This window comes from Streptomyces sp. JLSY215 (genome assembly GCF_059682825.1).
The window spans coordinates 3,408,463-3,425,310 of record NZ_CM185022.1 but is presented as its reverse complement, the minus strand read 5'-3'; the positions used below and the strand labels follow the sequence as shown (position 1 = coordinate 3,425,310).

The 16,848-nt window shown below is 70.6% G+C and carries 16 protein-coding genes; 11 read left to right on the top strand and 5 right to left on the bottom strand.

What is annotated here, in order from left to right:
* Positions 1–4 precede the first annotated feature (4 nt).
* The 4 genes from AC5677_RS15155 to AC5677_RS15140 all read left to right on the top strand — a co-directional run bounded on the left by AC5677_RS15155 (position 5) and on the right by AC5677_RS15140 (position 4,514).
* Entirely contained in the window at positions 5–1,441 is a 1,437-nt protein-coding gene (locus tag AC5677_RS15155; RefSeq protein WP_497196631.1) for a hypothetical protein, read from the top strand.
* Between the two features lie 286 nt (positions 1,442–1,727).
* Positions 1,728–3,107, top strand: a complete 1,380-nt coding sequence (locus AC5677_RS15150; protein ID WP_497195564.1) for a hypothetical protein — start codon at positions 1,728–1,730, stop codon at positions 3,105–3,107.
* The gene (locus AC5677_RS15145) at positions 3,104–3,643 is read left to right on the top strand and encodes a RipA family octameric membrane protein (protein ID WP_497195563.1); all 540 of its coding nucleotides are present in this window, start codon (positions 3,104–3,106) and stop codon (positions 3,641–3,643) included. Before AC5677_RS15150 ends, AC5677_RS15145 begins: the two co-directional genes overlap by 4 nt.
* A gap of 136 nt (positions 3,644–3,779) precedes the next feature.
* Positions 3,780–4,514: a TetR/AcrR family transcriptional regulator gene (locus AC5677_RS15140; RefSeq protein WP_497195562.1), complete on the top strand. Its 735-nt coding sequence runs from the start codon at positions 3,780–3,782 to the stop codon at positions 4,512–4,514.
* A gap of 112 nt (positions 4,515–4,626) precedes the next feature.
* On the opposite strand, the gene AC5677_RS15135 is transcribed toward AC5677_RS15140, so the two are convergent.
* On the bottom strand, positions 4,627–6,156 hold the full coding sequence (locus tag AC5677_RS15135) for a peptide MFS transporter (protein WP_497195561.1): 1,530 nt from the start codon (positions 6,154–6,156) through the stop codon (positions 4,627–4,629).
* Between the two features lie 488 nt (positions 6,157–6,644).
* Between AC5677_RS15135 and AC5677_RS15130 the strand changes: the two genes are divergently transcribed.
* Positions 6,645–7,325 (top strand): response regulator transcription factor, encoded by a 681-nt coding sequence (locus AC5677_RS15130; RefSeq protein ID WP_046927718.1) that lies wholly within the window; start codon positions 6,645–6,647, stop codon positions 7,323–7,325.
* 16 nt (positions 7,326–7,341) lie between these two features.
* Positions 7,342–8,592, top strand: coding sequence for a sensor histidine kinase (locus tag AC5677_RS15125; protein WP_497195560.1), 1,251 nt, complete (start codon positions 7,342–7,344; stop codon positions 8,590–8,592).
* 33 nt (positions 8,593–8,625) lie between these two features.
* Here AC5677_RS15125 and AC5677_RS15120 read toward each other — a convergent pair whose 3' ends face one another.
* Entirely contained in the window at positions 8,626–9,165 is a 540-nt protein-coding gene (locus AC5677_RS15120; RefSeq protein ID WP_497195559.1) for a GtrA family protein, read from the bottom strand.
* Positions 9,166–9,303: 138 nt separating this feature from the next.
* Complete coding sequence (locus AC5677_RS15115) at positions 9,304–9,744, bottom strand: protease inhibitor I42 family protein (RefSeq protein ID WP_497195558.1); 441 nt, start codon at positions 9,742–9,744, stop codon at positions 9,304–9,306.
* 206 nt (positions 9,745–9,950) lie between these two features.
* Here AC5677_RS15115 and AC5677_RS15110 point away from each other — a divergent pair, with 206 nt between their 5' ends.
* The 4 genes from AC5677_RS15110 to AC5677_RS15095 all read left to right on the top strand — a co-directional run bounded on the left by AC5677_RS15110 (position 9,951) and on the right by AC5677_RS15095 (position 14,290).
* Complete coding sequence (locus AC5677_RS15110; protein WP_497195557.1) at positions 9,951–11,102, top strand: 5-(carboxyamino)imidazole ribonucleotide synthase; 1,152 nt, start codon at positions 9,951–9,953, stop codon at positions 11,100–11,102.
* Positions 11,099–11,641 (top strand): 5-(carboxyamino)imidazole ribonucleotide mutase, encoded by a 543-nt coding sequence (gene purE, locus AC5677_RS15105; protein ID WP_497195556.1) that lies wholly within the window; start codon positions 11,099–11,101, stop codon positions 11,639–11,641. Before AC5677_RS15110 ends, purE begins: the two co-directional genes overlap by 4 nt.
* Positions 11,638–12,825 carry a dipeptidase gene (locus AC5677_RS15100; RefSeq protein WP_497195555.1) on the top strand — a complete coding sequence of 396 codons (1,188 nt, stop codon included), beginning with the start codon at positions 11,638–11,640 and terminating at the stop codon, positions 12,823–12,825. Before purE ends, AC5677_RS15100 begins: the two co-directional genes overlap by 4 nt.
* Positions 12,826–13,195: 370 nt before the next feature.
* The gene (locus tag AC5677_RS15095; protein ID WP_497196630.1) at positions 13,196–14,290 is read left to right on the top strand and encodes a dipeptidase; all 1,095 of its coding nucleotides are present in this window, start codon (positions 13,196–13,198) and stop codon (positions 14,288–14,290) included.
* 22 nt (positions 14,291–14,312) lie between these two features.
* Here the strand turns inward: AC5677_RS15095 and AC5677_RS15090 are convergent, their stop codons facing one another.
* Positions 14,313–14,690, bottom strand: coding sequence for a VOC family protein (locus AC5677_RS15090; RefSeq protein WP_497195554.1), 378 nt, complete (start codon positions 14,688–14,690; stop codon positions 14,313–14,315).
* A gap of 74 nt (positions 14,691–14,764) precedes the next feature.
* On the opposite strand from AC5677_RS15090, the gene AC5677_RS15085 reads away from it, so the two are divergent.
* On the top strand, positions 14,765–15,331 hold the full coding sequence (locus tag AC5677_RS15085) for a CGNR zinc finger domain-containing protein (RefSeq protein ID WP_497195553.1): 567 nt from the start codon (positions 14,765–14,767) through the stop codon (positions 15,329–15,331).
* Between the two features lie 54 nt (positions 15,332–15,385).
* On the opposite strand, the gene AC5677_RS15080 is transcribed toward AC5677_RS15085, so the two are convergent.
* Positions 15,386–16,726: a UDP-glucose dehydrogenase family protein gene (locus AC5677_RS15080; protein WP_497195552.1), complete on the bottom strand. Its 1,341-nt coding sequence runs from the start codon at positions 16,724–16,726 to the stop codon at positions 15,386–15,388.
* Positions 16,727–16,848: the final 122 nt, after the last annotated feature.

Here is a 16,848-nt window from a genome sequence, read left to right as displayed (position 1 = left end):
GCTGATGAGGCAACGGAGGAGAGCGGGCGTGGCCTCGGCGGCCGCTCTGGTGCTCGCCGGGGCGGGTGTCCTGGCCGTGGCCGGTCCCGCCCAGGCGGCGGAGGTGTCGTACAAGACGGAGTGTCTGCCGCCGCCGATATCCGGGCTGCCGCCGATCGAGGGCACCACGAAGGTGGAGGTCAGCGCGCCCGCCACGGCCAAGGTGGGCGAGGAGATCGAGGTGGTCTGGAAGACCGTCGAGGGGGCGTCCAAGAACCCCGACATCCTCGACCTGGGGGAGAACACCGTCCAGCCGACCGGCACGATCAAGGTGGCGGGGGCGCAGACCGGCGATCTGCCGATGGAGGGGCCGCGGCAGAATCCGCCGATCCCCAAGGGCGCCCCGATGAAGCTGTCGGACATGAAGGGCAAGCTGAAGCTGGAGAAGCCGGGTGAGGTGACCTTGTCGCCCGGCTTCTACAACATCAACGTCAACAAGCCGATCTCCACGGACACCAAGTGCTCGCCCAAGGAGACGGTGCCGCCCGCGGTCACCATCAAGGTGACGGACGGCGGGGGCGGCTCCGGCGGGACGACGAGCGGCGGCACGACCAGCGGCGGCACGGCGAACGGCGGCAGCGACAACGGCGGCACCTCCGCCGGTACGGACTCCGGCGGCAGCACCAGCGGCGGTACCAGCGCCGGAACCTCCGGGACGACCTCCGGATCCTCCGGCTCCACCGGCTCGTCCGGCGCCACCGGAGGCTCCGGCGGAGACCCCGACGGCACCGCGTACCAGGGCAAGGAAATACAGGTCCCCTACGCCTGCAAGACCCCCATCGGGGACAAGAAGGCGACCTCGCCGGTGCAGATCAACGCCGTGAAGAAAGGCGGCAGTTACGACCTGACGGTGCAGTTCAAGAAGTCCGTCATGGACAGCCCGGCGGACATCCCCAAGGACTCGGTCAAGCCGTCGATGGACGTCAAGGTGGGCGGCGCGGACAAGGGGTCGGTCAAGGTGGAGGGCCCGACCAACGCCCAGCCCATCAAGTCGGGCGAACCGATCGAGATCCCCGATCTGAAGGGCACCTACAAGCCGGGCGCCACCGGCAAGACGACGCTGACGCCGGGCGTGCTCACCGTCAACGCCCTGGGGACGACCACGACCTGCACCCCGGAGAAGGACCCGGGCGCCTCGCTCACGCTGGACACCTCGGCGCAGCCGGGCGGTACGTCCGGCGGTAGCTCCGGCGGCACGTCGGGCGGTGCCTCGGGCGGCGCGTCGAGCGGCGCGGACGGATCCGCCACCGCCTCCGGCGGCAGCGGCAGCGCCGGCGGCCTCGCCAACACCGGCGCCGCCGACCACGACAGCCTGACCGCCCTCGGGCTGGTCGCCGGCACCGCCATCCTGCTCGGCGGTGCGGTCTTCACCTTCACCCCGTGGCGGCGACTGCGCCGCTAGTCCTGGCACGGCCGGGGGCCGGTCCACGGTGGTTCAACACCGTGGACCGGCCCCCTTGTCGTGGCCGCCGTGCCTGCTGTGGCCGTCGTAGCCGCTGTAGCCGTTGTGGCTGCTGTGCCCATGGGTCGTCATGACACCTGGGGTGAACGCAGGTTGGGCGCGCGTGGAGAGGCGTGCGCCCCCTCCGTGCCCCGATGCCTCGTTGCGTAATGGATGACTACGAAGTAACTCAGAGATAGTTTGTAATGGCTCGTTACTCGTAGCAGATCGTAAGGAGTGCTGCCCCATGGGATTGATCAACCTGGAGCGCCAGTCCGGGCGCCCCGTAGAGCCGGATCTCGTGTTCTTCCTGATGCCGTACGACAAGAAGCCCGTCCCCGACGGCGCCGAGCTGGACTTCGACTTCGTCTACCAGAGGCTGAAGAAGGTGGTGACCGGTCTGGGGATGCGGGGGGACCGGGCCGACGAGAACGCCGACACCAGGCTGGGGGTGCTCGAGGCCGCCTGGGACGGTGTGGACCGGGCCGGCGTCGTGGTCGTGGACCTGTCCGTCCCGTCGACGTCCGTGGCCATGGAGCTGGGCTGGGCGATGTGCCTGCACAAGCGGATGGTCGTGATCGCATACGAGGGGGCGGAGGTGCCGACCAACCTGCGCGGGCAGCTCCGGCCGCTGTTCTACACCCGGGATCTGGAGAGCTTCGCCCAGCTCGAGATCGACCTCGAGGCACGCATCGAGGCCGAGCGGGCGCGGACCGACCCGGAGATGGACCTGACGGAACGCACCACCGATTCCGGGGCCTTCGCGGCCACCGCGGTCGTGGAGGTCGCGTACCCGGACCGGGTCTTCGTACGGGACGTCCAGGACCCGCTGCGCTGCGCGGAGATGCGCCGGGAGGACGTGGGGTACGAGGAAATGGTCCCGGACGACATGGCCGCCGCCAAGAACTACCGTCAGGGCAGCATGGTGTCCGGTCACTTCGTGGTGGACCAGGGGCGGGTGACCTTCACCCGGCGCCACCGTCAGGACAACCCCTGGCCGCGACGGGTGGCCGGCTATCCACCGCGGCAGAACTGCGCCGCCCGGGTCACCAGCGTCAGCCACGCGGGGGCCTTCATCGAGCTGCTCGCGTTCGGCGGAAAATCCTTCATCCCGCCGTACCAGGCACGGGCTGTGGGTCTGAGCGAAGGCGACGAGATCCAGGTCCGGGTCTCCAAGGTCGATCCGCAGCAGCGGCGCATCGAAGTGACACTGACCGAGGCGCCGCAGGCGAATCCGGCGGAACCGCCCGAGGGGGAATACCCGAAGGTGGGGGAGCGGTTCGTCGGAACGCTCTTCGATGTGAATCTGAAGGGCGGCTATGTACGGGTGCGGCTCGCCGGATATCGCAGGCTGGGACTTTTGCACGTATCGAACATGCGCGAGGAGCTCTGGCAGGACATTCGCGCAGGTGCGGTGACCACCGGCGGCGAACTACAGGTCGCTGTCACCAAGGTCGTGCCGTCGCGGGGGCGGATCGCGCAGTGGGACATCGGCCTGGAGCAGGTGGCCGATCCGGCCGGGTTGCTGGTGGTGGGCGAGCCGGATGCGGTGGTTCTGCCCGAGCAGGTACAGCCGGCGGCCGGGGCCGGCGAGGTGGCGAGGACCGAGGGAGATCCGGTCGCATGACCGGTCTCCCAGGCGGCTCTCCGGGCACCGCCCCTCGCCTGTGGAACGGCGCGGTCACCCCGCAGGACTACGCCACGGCCGGTGGCGAGAAATACCGGACGGCCGTGATGGAGCAGTACAAGCTCTATGTGGAGATGGCGGACCGGATCAGCGCGCGCCGCAGCCTGACGAACACCTTCTTCCTCACGGTGAATGCCGCGCTGCTCACCACCGCGGGTGCCGTCAGCCGCTCGTTCCTCAAGGAACTGCCGGTCTGGGGACTGCTGCTCGCCGCGCTGGTCGCGTGCTGCCAGTGCGCGGTGTGGCTGCTGCTGATCCGCTCGTACAAGCAGCTCAACGCGGCGAAGTACCGGGTCATCGGTGAGCTGGAGAAGCGGCTGCCCGCGCGGCTCTACCTGGAGGCCGAGTGGTCGGAGCTGGGCGAAGGGAAGTCGTGGAAGGAGTATGTGCCGCTCACCCGGGTGGAGTTGGCGGTACCCGTCACCTTCGCGGTGCTCTATGCGGTGGCGTTGGGGGTGGCGCTGATCGCGCGATGACGGAATGACGGATGCGGCGGCGGCCGCGAACGGGGCCGGGACCACAGCGTGTTCCCGGCCCCGCCGCTCCGCGCCTGCTCAGGACGGCCTACAGTCGGCACGGGGCCACCGCAAGACCGGGAAAGGGCTGGGCAGAGTGAGTGCAGCAACCCGACGTGACCGCCTGCGCATCCAGATGTCGCAGGAGGTCCGGGCCAGCGCGCGGGACATCATCACCAGCCAGGGTGTGGAAGCGCTCACCCTGGCGGAGATCGCCCGCCGGGTCGGCGTCACCCCCGCCGCGCTGTACCGGCATTTCCCGGCCGGCCTGGAAGACATCGTCCGGCACACCGCCCGGGACATCGTCGACGAGCTGGCGGATGCGATGAGGGGCGCGGTCGAGGGGGAGCGGGAAGCGGACTACGCGGCCCGCCTGATTGCCCCGACCCGGGTGTTCCGGAAGTGGGCCCTGGCCCATCGCCAGGAGTTCAGCCTGCTGTTCGGCACGCCGACCAAGGCGGCCGGTGACGCACAGGCGGAACTGACCAGCCAGTGGGTGCGGGAGCTCGCCGGGGTCTGGGGCGTGGTGTTCATGCAGCTCTGGGCCGACCGCCCCTATGCCATCCGTGCCGATGAGGAGCTCGATCCGCGGCTGGCGGCGCAGATGGCGCAGTATCGCGAGGCCACCGGTGTGACCATGCCGCTCGGTGCGCTCGTCGTCATGCTCTCCTGCTGGCGGGCGATCTACGGCCAGGTGGCGCTGGAGGTCTTCGACCACTTCACGCCGCTGATGGACGCCGATCAGGAGCCGATGTTCGAGATGCTGATGCTGGAGCTGATGACCGGCATGGGGCTGGCCGAGGAGTACCGGCCCCCGGAGTCGGGCTCCTGACGCACCGGACCGTACGGACATCCTCCGCCACGGCCGCCGCAGCACGCAGCCACACAACCGGAAGGGCCCGGCACGCAGTCGCGTACCGGGCCCTTCCGTAACGGCGATGACGTCAGCGGACGTCGCCCATGAGCGCGATGATCTTCTTGCGGCTCAGCCACACCGCGACGCCGGCCAGCACCGCCATGCCGGCCTCGACGGCCAGCACCGGGGGACCGCTCAGGTCCGCGCCGCCGGTGGACAGCAGGGTGACGATGCAGTCGCCCGCGGTAACGGCCAGGAACCACACGCCCAGCATCTGGCTGGCGTACTTCTGCGGTGCCATCTTGGTGGTCACCGACAGGCCGACCGGGGACAGGCACAGCTCGCCGATGGTCTGGATCATGTAGATGGACAGCAGCCACATCGGGCTGACCTTCGAGCCGTCCGAGGCCATCAACATCGGGATGATGAAGACGACGAACGAGGCGCCGATGAGGAACATCGCCATGGAGAACTTCACCGTGGTGCTCGGCTCGCGGTCGCGGCGCGCCAGCCGCAGCCACAGCCAGGCCATGACCGGGGCGAGGGCCATGACCCACAGCGGGTTCACGGACTGGAACCACGAGGACGGGAAGTCCAGCCCGAAGACCTGGCCGTTCGTCTTCTTCTCCGCGAAGACGGACATCGTCGAGCCCGCCTGGTCGAAGATCATCCAGAAGAGCGCGGCGGCCACGAAGAACCAGATGTAGCCGCTGACCTTGGTCTGCTCGGTGTCGGTCAGCTCCTTGTCGCGCTTGATGCGCGCCAGGACCGTGATCGGAATGATCAGGCCGAGCAGTGCGAGCGGGACCACCGCCCAGTTCAGGGTGAAGTGACCGGTGAAGGCGACCACGCCGTAGAAGACCGCGGCGACGGCGACCCAGATCAGGCCCTTGCGCAGCCACATGGTGCGCTCCTCCGCCTGGAGCGGGCTCGGCACGACGCTGGACTGCGGGCTGAGGTGGCGGGTGCCGATCAGGAACGACACCAGGCCCAGGCCCATACCGAGCGCGGCGAGCGCGAAGCCCAGGTGCCAGTTGACGCTCTGGCCGACGGTGCCGATGACCAGCGGAGCCGCGAAGGCACCGATGTTGATGCCCATGTAGAAGAGGGTGAAGCCGCCGTCCCGGCGCGGGTCCTGAGGACCGTCGTAGAGGTGGCCGACCATCGTCGAGATATTGGCCTTCAGCAGACCCGAGCCCACCGCGACCAGCGCCAGACCCGCGAAGAACCCGCCCTGGCCCGGTATGGCCAGCGCCAGGTGGCCGGTCATGATGACTCCCGCCGCGATGGCGACGGTCTTGCGCGGGCCCCAGATCCGGTCGCCGATCCAGCCGCCGGGCATGGCCAGCAGATAGACCATCGCGACATAGATGGAGTAGATGGCCGAGGCGGTGGCCACGTTCATGGCCAGACCGCCGCCCTGGGCGCCCTTTTCGGCGTCCGGACCACCGGAGATCAGGTAGACCACGAGCAGGGCGCGCATGCCGTAATAGCTGAAGCGCTCCCACATCTCGGTCATGAAGAGCGGGGCCAGTCCGCGCGGGTGGCCGAAGAAGGTTTTGCCGCCGTCTGCAGGGTTTGCCTGCCGGGCGGCGTCCTTCGTCTGGCTGGACGCCATGATGAGTCCTTGGTCTGCTCGGGACGCGCTCGAGGATTCGTTGCGCGCCCGGGTGGGGGGTGACCGGCACCGGTGCAGACATACCCGCCCCCACGTCCGGGGGTTCGGCGCCACCCAAGGCGGCGTCGGCAGGACGGTCTAGCACCGGGATCCACGCCCCCCGTGCTGCTGCGCGGTGGACCCGGTCGACAGGTCAGTCACTGTGTACCGGGGCTGGTGGTTCCAACCCCGCACACAACAGGGACCGATGACACCAGTTGAGCGTCAGCGGCCCGAAGGTTGTGCGATGTGCGTCCCGACACCATACGTCTCGTTCCGCCACCATTGGGAGTCGTTGAGATAACGGTCACACTGCCGCCGGGAACCGTCCGGCGGCGCCCCGCCGCGGGTGCCCAGGTCACGGCCGTCGCCCGGCGGGAATCGGCCGCTCGTCGCCCGTCCGTGCTGGTCCGCCCCTCGGCCCCCGCACCTCGGACTACCATCGGCCCATGACCCGTGTACTGCTCGCCGAGGATGACGCGTCCATCTCGGAGCCGCTCGCCCGCGCACTGCGCCGCGAGGGTTACGAAGTCGAAGTGCGCGAGGACGGCCCCACGGCGCTCGACGCCGGTCTCCAGGGCAATATCGACCTGCTCGTGCTCGACCTGGGGCTGCCCGGTATGGACGGCCTCGAGGTCGCCCGCCGGCTCCGCAACGAAGGCCACTCCTTCCCGATCCTGGTGCTGACCGCCCGCGCCGACGAGGTGGACACCGTCGTCGGCCTGGACGCCGGCGCCGACGACTACGTCACCAAGCCGTTCCGGCTCGCCGAACTCCTGGCCCGGGTGCGGGCCCTGCTGCGCCGCGGCTCCACCGCCGAGCCCCAGCAGCCGCCCGCCACCCACGGCGTACGGATCGATGTCGAGTCGCACCGCGCGTGGATGGGCGACGATGAACTCCAGCTGACGGCAAAGGAGTTCGACCTGCTGCGGGTCCTGGTACGGGACGCCGGCCGGGTCGTCACCCGTGACCAGCTGATGCGCGAGGTCTGGGACACCACCTGGTGGTCGTCCACCAAGACGCTGGACATGCACATCTCCTGGCTCCGCAAGAAGCTCGGTGACGACGCCGCCAACCCGCGCTACATCGCCACCGTCCGCGGTGTCGGCTTCCGGTTCGAGAAAAGCTGAAAAGGGCCAGGAGTCTGTGCGCCGCCGCCTGATCAACTCCACGCTCGCCGTGGTGCTCGTCGTCATCGCCGTCTTCGGCGTCTCGCTGGTCATCGTCGAGACCCGCACGATCCAGTCGGGTGCGCAGGAGAGCGTGGCGTCCGAGGCGGTCCGGCTGGTGGGGATAGTCGAGAGCCGGCTGGGCAGCGGCGAGAAGATCACCCCGGACGTCCTCTCCGAGCAGATCACGGCCAAGCGGTACGCCGAGATCCGGGTGCCGGGCAAGGCCGCCCCGATCCAGATCGGGCACCGCCCGTCGGGCGATGTGATCGAGTCGGAGGTCAAGGGCGACCGCGGCGAATCCGTCATGGTCCAGGAGTCCCGCTCGACGGTCAGCGCGGAGATCGGCCGGACCCTGCTGGTCATCGCGGCCGTCGCGCTGCTGGCGATCATCGCCGCCGTCATCCTGGCCGTACGCCAGGCCCGCCGGCTGACCGCGCCGCTCACCGACCTCGCGGAGACCGCCGAGCGCCTGGGCTCCGGCGACCCCCGCCCCCGTCACCGCCGCTACGGCGTCCAGGAGCTCGACCGGGTCGCCGATGTGCTGGACGCCAGCGCCGAACGCATCGCCCGGATGCTGACCGCCGAACGCCGGCTCGCCGCCGACGCCTCCCACCAGCTGCGCACCCCGCTGACCGCGCTGTCCATGCGGCTGGAGGAGATCACCGTCACCGACGACCCGGACACCGTGAAGGAAGAGGCCACCATCGCGCTGGCCCAGGTGGAGCGGCTGACCGATGTCGTCCAGCGGCTGCTGACCAATTCCCGCGATCCGCGCACCGGCTCGGCGGTGGCCTTCGATCTGGACGAGGTGGTCAAGCAGCAGATCGAGGAGTGGCGCCCGGCCTACCGCAGCGCCGGACGGGCCATCGTCCGCTCCGGCAAGAAGGGGCTGCGGGCCGTGGGCACCCCGGGCGCGGTCGCCCAGGTGCTGGCCACGCTGATCGAGAACTCCCTGATGCACGGTGCCGGAACGGTCGCGCTGCGTACCCGCGTCACCGGCAACCAGGCGGTCGTCGAGGTCACCGACGCCGGTCCCGGAGTCCCGCCCGACCTCGGTTCGCGGGTCTTCGAGCGGACCGTCTCCGGCCGTAACTCCACGGGGCTGGGCCTGGCCGTCGCCCGCGATCTGGCGGAGGCGGACGGCGGGCGGCTGGAGCTGCTCCAGCAGCATCCGCCGGTGTTCGCGCTCTTCCTGGCCCGGGAGGCGGAGCCCGCCGAGGAGTGAGCGGCGACGGCCCCGCCGCCCTTGTGGGCGCCGCTACTTGTGGGCGCCGCTGCGGGCGGCCCGCGCCGGGCCGCCGACGCTCTCCGGGCCGCCGACGCCGTCGGTGAGGAAGGACTCCGCGGTCTCCACGGCCTCCCTGGCGGGCAGCGTCCGGAACACCCAGGTGCGGTACGACCAGAAGCGGAAGAGCGTCGCGACGCCGATGCCGACGAACTTGAAGATGTTGCTCTGCAGCGGGCTGTCCCAGCCGAAGCCGTACGTCGCGGCGTAGAGCAGGCCGTTCTCGATGACCAGACCGACCACGCTGAACAGCAGGAAGAGCGTGAGCTCCTTGGTGCGGCCCTGCTTGTCCCGGTCGCGGTAGGTGAAGTAGCGGTAACCGAGGTAGTTGGTGCCGGTGGCCACGACCGTGGCGACGATGCTGGCCCGGACGACGGGGATCTCGGTCAGTTGCCGTACGAGGTTGAACACCACGAAGTTCACGACGACACCGGCGCCGCCGACCGCCCCGAACTTCACCACTTCCCGGGTGAGCGCCTGAAGCCTCGACCGCAGCGCGCTCCGTTCACTCATGGTGATCGTTCAGCTCCCGTCGTGGGCGGATGTCGGCGGCCGTCAACCCTGGTCCGCTCCCTCATGCTAACCACGGGTACCAGGCGATGCCCGCCGCCTGTCGACTCCGGCACCCAACGCCCGCGGGCCCGGTGCACTTCAGCCGACCGTGATACGGAAATCGATGCTGCGGCCGCCGTCCGCGCCGCCCGCGCCGGCGTCCCCGCCGGTGCACCGCCGGCAGTGCACCAGCCGCAGATCCGTGCGGCCCGCGCCGACCGCCTCGAAGTCGAAGTAGCGGGTGCCGCCCTTGCCGGAGGGCGCCGGCTCGTCCGTTTCGAGGTGATTTCCGGCGGGCTTGAGAACGGCCGGATCGGGACGCGGGGCGGCGATGACCCAGCGGAAGCCGTCGGCGGCGCCGTCCGCGACCCGTATCTCGAAGCGCTCGCCGGCCTCGACGGATATCTCGGTGCTGTCCGGGCCGTAGACCTTCGGCCCGGACAGCTGGCTGATGACGGAATGGACCGCGATCAGCAGTGTGACGATCGCGACGCCGATCACCAGCAGCCGGGAGTTCCTCGCTATGCCACCGGTCCCCATCCGGACTCTCCTTCTTCTCGCCGCTCGCGGCCCCGGCAGGTCTCCGGGCCCGTCCGGCCCCAGCCTCGCCGATCCCGGCACCGCCGTCCCGCGACCGGGCCGATCTTCGCCGGCCGGTCTTCCGAGGTGATTCTCGGACGTCTGTATTCGGAGGATCATCCAAGAAGGGGTCGGGGCAGAGCTGATGTGCGGATACCCTGGGGAGCGTGACGTTCCCGGTAGTCGGCATGGTCGGCGGCGGTCAGCTCGCCCGTATGACCCACGAGGCGGGTATCCCCCTCGGCATCAAGTTCAAGCTCCTCAGTGACACTCCGCAGGACTCGGCGGCCCAGGTGGTGAGCGACGTCGTCATCGGCGACTACCGCGACCTGGAGACCCTGCGCGCCTTCGCCCGCGGCTGCGATGTGATCACGTTCGATCATGAGCATGTGCCCACGGAGCACTTGCGGGCACTGGAGGCCGACGGCATTCCCGTACGCCCCGGACCCGAGGCGCTGGTGCACGCCCAGGACAAGGGGGTGATGCGCGCGAAGCTGGACGCGATCGGTGCGCCCTGTCCGCGTCACCGCATCGTCTCCGGTCCCGAGGACGTGGTGCGGTTCGCCGAGGAGGGCGAGGGCTTTCCGGTGATCCTCAAGACGGTCCGAGGGGGGTATGACGGCAAGGGAGTCTGGCTCGTGCGATCCTCCAAGGAGGCGGCCGAGCCGTTCCGCGCGGGAGTGCCCGTTCTGGCCGAGGAGAAGGTCGATTTCGTCCGGGAACTGGCCGCCAACGTCGTCCGCTCGCCGCACGGCCAGGCCGTCGCCTACCCCGTCGTGGAGTCGATCCAGGTCGACGGCGTCTGCGACACCGTGATCGCCCCGGCGCCCGGACTGTCCGCCTCCCTCGCGGCGCGCGCCCAGCAGCTCGCCCTGCGCATCGCCGACGAGCTCGATGTCACCGGCCATCTCGCGGTCGAGCTGTTCGAGGTCAGGGACGCCGACGGCGAGCCCGCGATCCTCGTCAACGAACTCGCGATGCGCCCGCACAACTCCGGCCACTGGACCCAGGACGGCGCGATCACCTCGCAGTTCGCCAACCACGTCCGTGCCGTACTCGACCTCCCGCTGGGTGATCCGCGCCCGCGCGCCACCTGGACGGTGATGGCCAATGTCCTCGGCGGCGACTATCCCGACATGTATGCGGCGTATCTGCATTGCATGGCACGCGATCCCCAGCTGAAGATCCATATGTACGGCAAGGACGTGAAGCCCGGCCGCAAGGTCGGTCACGTCAACACCTACGGCGACGATCTGGCCGACGTGCGCGAGCGCGCCGCGCACGCCGCCGGCTATCTGCGAGGAACGATCACCGAATGACCTCCAGCTCTTCAGCACCCCAGGTCGGCGTCGTCATGGGCTCCGACTCCGACTGGCCCGTCATGGAGGCCGCCGCCCAGGCCCTCGCCGAGTTCGAGATCCCCTACGAGGTCGATGTCGTCTCGGCGCACCGGATGCCGCGCGAGATGATCGCGTACGGCGAGGAGGCCGCCGAGCGCGGTCTGAAGGCGATCATCGCGGGCGCCGGGGGAGCCGCCCACCTCCCGGGGATGCTCGCTTCGGTCACCCCGCTGCCGGTCATCGGCGTCCCCGTCCCGCTGAAGTACCTGGACGGCATGGACTCCCTCCTGTCCATCGTCCAGATGCCCGCCGGGGTGCCGGTCGCCACGGTCTCGGTCGGCGGCGCCCGTAACGCCGGACTGCTCGCCGCCCGGATCCTCGCCGCCCACGACCCCGAACTCCTCGGCCGTATGCGGGAGTTCCAGCAGGAGCTGAACGACCAGGCCACCGAGAAGGGCAAGCGGCTGCGCAACAAGGTCGCGACCCCCAACGGCTTCGGCTTCGGCGGCGGCAAGTGACCACGTCCCGGGACGACGTACGGGACCTGCTCGCCCGGTGGCCCGTCGTCGACGGCCACAACGACCTGCCCTGGGCGCTGCGCGAACAGGTCCGCTACGACCTCGACCGCCGCGATATCGCCGGTGACCAGTCCGCCCATCTGCACACGGACATCCCGCGGCTGCGGGCCGGCGGCGTCGGCGCCCAGTTCTGGTCCGTCTACGTACGGTCCGACTACGCGGGCGACAACGCCGTCAGCGCCACCCTCGAACAGATCGACGTCGTACGGCAGCTGATCGCCCGCTACCCCGACGACCTGCGGGCGGCGCACACCTCCGGCGATATGGAGGCGGCCCGCGCACAGGGCCGGATCGCGTCCCTGATGGGCGCCGAGGGCGGCCACTCCATCAACAACTCCCTCGCCACGCTGCGCGCGCTCCATGAGCTGGGCGTGCGCTATATGACGCTCACCCACAACGACTCGCTGGCATGGGCCGACTCGGCGACCGACGAACCGCGGGCCGGCGGGCTCAGCGCCTTCGGCGAGGAGGTGGTGCGCGAGATGAACCGCCTCGGCATGCTCGTCGACCTCTCCCATGTCGCCGCCACGACCATGCGCGACGCGCTGCGGGTCAGCCGGGCGCCGGTGATCTTCTCGCACTCCTCCGCGCGTGCCGTCTGCGACCACCCGCGCAACATCCCCGACGACGTCCTGGCCCAGCTGCCCGCCAACGGCGGCGTCGCGATGGCCACCTTCGTGCCGAAGTTCGTGCTGCCGGCCGCGGTGGAATGGACCCGGCGCGCCGACGAGAACATGCGCGCGCACGGTCTGCACCACCTCGACACCACCGAGGCGGGCATGACGGTCCAGCGGGCCTTCGAGGCCGCCCACCCGCGCCCGATGGCCACCGCCGCCACCATCGCCGACCACCTCGACCATATGCGTGAGGTCGCGGGCATCGACCACCTCGGCATCGGCGGCGACTACGACGGCACCGCCTTCACCCCCGCCGACCTGGCCGATGTCGCCGGCTACCCGAACCTCCTCGCCGAGCTGCTGGACCGCAAGTGGTCCACGGCCGACCTCGCCAAGCTCACCTGGCAGAACGCGGTGCGGGTGCTGCGCGCCGCCGAGGACGTGGCGCGCGAGGAGCAGGGCCGGCGCGGTCCCTCCCACGCGACGATCGAGCAACTGGACGGCTGACCGGCCCGGCCCGGCCGGCGCCGAGCGGGCAACCAGGGCACCCCCTTCCGCAACCCACAACGGCTCCTGCCCCGGTCGACCACGACGCGGGGTGCATAACCCGTACGCATCGCTCACCGCGAACCGTACGGGGCCGCGTGCGACGGTGGCGTCACCACCGTCCGCCCGCCGCCCGCCTGCCGCTCCGCAAGGAGGGCCGGCGCGCGGCCCTCCCTCCAGGAAGAACGCCATGGCCGATCTCGCCCCTGCCGAGCTGACCGACCCCACCGGCGTCCCGGAGATATCCGACGTCCTGGACCCCGACGCCGACCCCGATGCCGTCCCCGACCCCGATGCCGGGGCCGAGTCCGGCGGCCCGCTGCCGCTCGCTCTGCGCGGCCCGCTGGCCCGCGCCCGCGCCCTGCTCGCCACGCACCCCGTCGTCGACGGCTGCAACGGCCTGCCCTGGGAACTGCGCCAGCGCACCGGCCACGACCTGACCCCCGGCCACCGCTTCGACCTCGACTACGGCGAGACCGGCGTCCGCACCGACATCCCGCGGCTGCGGGCCGGCGGCGTCGGCGGCCAGTTCTGGTCCCTGCAGGTGCCGACCGAGCTGACCGGCGACGCGGCCGTCGGCGCGACGCTCGAACAGATCGACTTCGTGCACGCACTGGTCCGCACCTACCCCGACGCGCTGCACCTCGCGCTGTCCGCGGACGATATGACCGAGGCCCGCAACCACGGCCGGATAGCCTCGCTGCTCGGCTCCGCCGGCGGTCACGCCATCGACAGCTCGCTGGGCATCCTGCGGTCCTTCTACCAGCTCGGCGTACGCTCCCTGGCGCTCACCGCCGACCGCAACACCCCCTGGGCGGACTCCGCCACCGACGCGCCGCAGGCCCGCGGGCTGACGCTGTTCGGCGAGGAGGTGGTGCGCGAGATGAACCGCCTCGGCATGCTCATCGACCTCTCCTGGTGCTCCGCCGACACCATGCGGCACACCCTTGAGATCACCAAGTCCCCGGTGCTGCTGTGCCATACGGCGGCCCGCGCGGTCGCCTGCCACGCCCGGAACGTCCCCGACGAGGTGCTCACGCTGCTGCCCCACAACGGCGGGGTCTGCATGGTCACCTTCACCCCGGAACACCTCACGCAGGGCAGCGTCCCCGCCTCCGTCCAGGACGTCGCCGACCACCTCGACCACATCCGGACGGTGGCCGGACCCGATCACGTCGGCCTCGGCGCCGGCTTCGACACCGATCCGGCCAGTACGCACCGCAGCCCGGTCCCGGACGTCGCGGGCTATCCGCTGGTGCTCGCCGAACTCATCGACCGGGGCTGGTCGTTCCGCGATCTGGCCGCTCTGACCTGGGGCAATGCGCTACGGGCGGTGCGCGGCGCGGAGCTCGTCGCGCGCGCGGTACGGGGCCGCCGGGTGCCGTCCACCGCCACCATCGAGCGGCTGGACGGGCCACGGAGGTGACCGCGCCGGGCGGCCGCGCCACTCACTTCATGCAGAGGCAGAAGGGGTGCCCCGCCGGATCCAGATAGACCCGGAAGTCCCGCTTGCCGTCATCGGGCTGGACCAGCGTCGCGCCCAGCCTGATGACCTTGGCCTCCGCCTCGTCGATATCGGCGAGGCGGACATCGAAGTCGAGATGGAGCTGCTGCGGCTGCTCCTGGCCGGGCCAGCGCGGTGCCCGGTAGCCGCTCGCCACCTCCTGGAAGGCGAGCGTCCGGCCGCCGGGGCCCGCGACCTCGACCCAGTCCGGTGCGTCCGGGTCCTCGATCACCCGCCAGCCGAGCATCTCGGCGTAGAAGTCGGCGAGCGCCCGCGGGTCGGGACAGTCCAGCACCGTGACGCCGAGTTCGATCAGAGCCATGGCGTTACCTCCTCATCGCATCAACCGGTAACTTCGTTACTGCATCATGGCGGTCCACCGGTAACGTGGCAAGGGTGAGCGACCGAACGGCCCCGGATGCCCTGCTTCTGGTGCAGGACCTGGTGAACACCCTCGACGTCGAAACGGGCGAGGACGCGCTGGCGGCGGAAGGCGGCACGGCGGCCTTCCTGCGCGCCCATGGCGTGCCAGAGAACGCCCTGGGGCGGAGGGATGTGGCGGCCGCTCCGGACCAGCTGCGGGAGCTGCGGGAGGCGCTGCGCGCGGTCTGCACGGCCCATACGACCCGCGCCGAGGTGGCCGCCGGCACCACCGCGACGCTGGACCGGCTGCTGGCCGGCGCGCCGCTGGTCCTGTCCGTCGGCGCCGACGGCGGCGCGGCGCTGCGCCCGGCCGCCGCGCTCCGCGGCGCCGCCCACCTGACCGCCCGGATAGCCGCCGGTATCGCCACCGCGGCCGCCGACGGCACCTGGACCCGGCTCAAGGCCTGTGAGGCCCATGACTGCCGCTGGGTCTTCTACGACAAGAGCCCGGCCGGCCGCAGCCGCTGGTGCACCATGGCGGTCTGCGGCAGCCGGGCGAAGATGCGGACCTACCGCGCCCGACGCGCGGAGTCCTCGTAAGGGAGTCCTTGTAGAGGGAGTTCTTGTAGGGCGAGGGCCAGGCCTGGGGGAGGGCTACGCCTGGGGGCGGCCCAGCGCCCGGTACGTCCAGCCGGCCTTCCGCCACAGCTCCGGGTCGAGGGCGTTGCGCCCGTCCAGAATGCGGCGCTCGGACGCCACATCCCCCAGCGCCGCCGGATCCAGCTCGCGGAACTCGCTCCACTCCGTCAGGTGCAGCACCACATCGGCGCCCCGCACCGCCTCCAGCGCGCTGTCCGCATACGCCAGGGTCGGGAAGAGCCGCCGCGCGTTCTCCATCCCCTTCGGGTCGTACACCGTCACCTGGCCGCCCTGGAGATGGATCTGCCCCGCGACATTCAGCGCCGGCGAATCCCGTACGTCGTCCGAGTCCGGCTTGAAGGTGGCCCCCAGCACGGCGACCCGCTTGCCCAGGAAGCCGCCGCCCACCGCGTCCCGGGTCAGCTCGACCATATGGCCGCGGCGCCGCATGTTGATCGAGTCGACCTCGCGCAGGAAGGTCAGCGCCTGGTCCGCGCCCAGCTCACCCGCGCGTGCCATGAACGCCCGGATGTCCTTCGGCAGACACCCGCCGCCGAAGCCGATCCCGGCCCGCAGGAACTTCTTCCCGATCCGCTCGTCGTACCCGATGGCCTCGGCCAGCTTCACCACATCGCCGTCGGCCGCCTCGCACACCTCCGCCATGGCGTTGATGAACGAGATCTTCGTCGCCAGGAACGAATTCGCGGAGGTCTTCACCAGCTCGGCGGTCGGGTAGTCCATCACCACGAACGGCGACCCCTCGCCGATGGGCGTGGCGTACACCTGCCGCAGCAGCTCCTCGGCCCGCTCGCTGGCCACGCCCGCCACGATCCGGTCCGGGTGCAGGGTGTCCTGGACGGCGAACCCCTCGCGCAGGAACTCCGGGTTCCAGGCCAGCTCGGCGGCCTCCCCGGCCGGGGCCCGCTCCGCAAGCCGCACCGCGAGCCGGGCCGCGCTGCCCACCGGCACCGTCGACTTGCCGACGACGAGCGCGGGCCGGGTCAGATGCGGCGCCAGCGCATCGAAGGCGCTCTCCACATACGACATGTCGCACGCGTACTCACCGTGCTTCTGCGGAGTGTTCACGCACACGAAGTGCACATCACCGAAGGCCGCGGCCTCTTCGTACGAGGTCGTGAAGCGCAGCCGCCCGCTGGCCCCCTCGATCCCGGCGACATGCCGGCGCAGCAGCTCCTCCAGCCCCGGCTCGTACATCGGGACCCGGCCGCGCTGGAGCATCTCGATCTTCTCCGGCACCACGTCCAGGCCCAGCACCTCGAAACCCAGCTCGGCCATGGCGGCGGCGTGGGTGGCACCGAGGTATCCGGTGCCGATCACGGTGATCTTGAGGGCCATGGATGCTGCTCCAGACGCTTCCGGGGGAAATGGTGCTGACCGAGCATAGTCGCGACCCCCGCGCCCGGACCCGGTCGTGCGCCCTCACCAGGAAGCTGTCGGGAACCTCACGTATCCGTAGC

Bases quoted from the DNA above. Each gene is read 5' to 3' on its own strand.
- AC5677_RS15145 (WP_497195563.1), top strand. From the start codon at position 3,104: ATGACCGGTCTCCCAGGCGGCTCTCCGGGCACCGCCCCTCGCCTGTGG.
- AC5677_RS15090 (WP_497195554.1), bottom strand. From the start codon at position 14,690: ATGGCTCTGATCGAACTCGGCGTCACGGTGCTGGACTGTCCCGACCCG.
- purE (WP_497195556.1), top strand. From the start codon at position 11,099: ATGACCTCCAGCTCTTCAGCACCCCAGGTCGGCGTCGTCATGGGCTCC.
- AC5677_RS15155 (WP_497196631.1), top strand. From the start codon at position 5: ATGAGGCAACGGAGGAGAGCGGGCGTGGCCTCGGCGGCCGCTCTGGTG.
- AC5677_RS15130 (WP_046927718.1), top strand. From the start codon at position 6,645: ATGACCCGTGTACTGCTCGCCGAGGATGACGCGTCCATCTCGGAGCCG.
- AC5677_RS15080 (WP_497195552.1), bottom strand. From the start codon at position 16,726: ATGGCCCTCAAGATCACCGTGATCGGCACCGGATACCTCGGTGCCACC.
- AC5677_RS15120 (WP_497195559.1), bottom strand. From the start codon at position 9,165: ATGAGTGAACGGAGCGCGCTGCGGTCGAGGCTTCAGGCGCTCACCCGG.
- AC5677_RS15135 (WP_497195561.1), bottom strand. From the start codon at position 6,156: ATGGCGTCCAGCCAGACGAAGGACGCCGCCCGGCAGGCAAACCCTGCA.
- AC5677_RS15150 (WP_497195564.1), top strand. From the start codon at position 1,728: ATGGGATTGATCAACCTGGAGCGCCAGTCCGGGCGCCCCGTAGAGCCG.
- AC5677_RS15115 (WP_497195558.1), bottom strand. From the start codon at position 9,744: ATGGGGACCGGTGGCATAGCGAGGAACTCCCGGCTGCTGGTGATCGGC.